The following is a 542-nucleotide window of genomic DNA, read 5'->3' on the forward strand; positions in this document are numbered from 1 at the left end:
AAATTACACATGCCGCTTATTTCGGGGCCAGTGCACTCATTTCGTCGCGTAATTCCTGAGACAGCGCCGGGTCCTTAAGAATTTTCTCGAGTTCTTTTCTGAAAGTGGCGTTATCAAGAAGATTGGATTTGAGGTCGCGTAATAAATTACGCATGGCCAGCATGGCGCGGAGCTGGGGGATCTGGCGGGCAACCTGTTCAGGTTCGAAATCCTTAATATCGGAGAAATTCAGTTTTATACTTTCCTCCGAACCATCGACAGCCATGGTGTTAGGCACCGTCAGATTAACCTCCGGGTTAAATTCCGAAAGTACGCTATTAAAGTTATTTTTGTTGACGTTGATTTTCTTCCTTTCGGACAATGGACGATTCTCTTTTCCATTACTGAAATCACCGACAGTGAGAAGTTTAAGCGGCAGTTCGACTTTCTTCTGCGCGCCGCCTGTATGCAGCGCCAGCTTTAAATTTATGCGTGCCTTGGGCACCTCATTCTGAAATGAATCGGCCATAGCAGTCCCTTTCTTTGCAAGAAATACGAGTTAA

General features: G+C 45.8%; 1 protein-coding gene. It reads right to left on the bottom strand.

Annotation, left to right across the window (positions count from 1 at the left end):
* Window positions 1-16: 16 nt before the first annotated feature.
* On the bottom strand, window positions 17-508 hold the full coding sequence (gene tssB / locus ACOT1A_RS24635; RefSeq protein ID WP_023300236.1) for a type VI secretion system contractile sheath small subunit: 492 nt from the start codon (window positions 506-508) through the stop codon (window positions 17-19).
* Window positions 509-542: the final 34 nt, after the last annotated feature.

The sequence above is a fragment of the Enterobacter cloacae complex sp. SYL003 genome (assembly GCF_049236925.1).
GTDB classification, from domain to species: Bacteria; Pseudomonadota; Gammaproteobacteria; order Enterobacterales; family Enterobacteriaceae; genus Enterobacter; species Enterobacter intestinihominis.

Bases quoted from the DNA above. Each gene is read 5' to 3' on its own strand.
- tssB (WP_023300236.1), bottom strand. From the start codon at position 508: ATGGCCGATTCATTTCAGAATGAGGTGCCCAAGGCACGCATAAATTTA.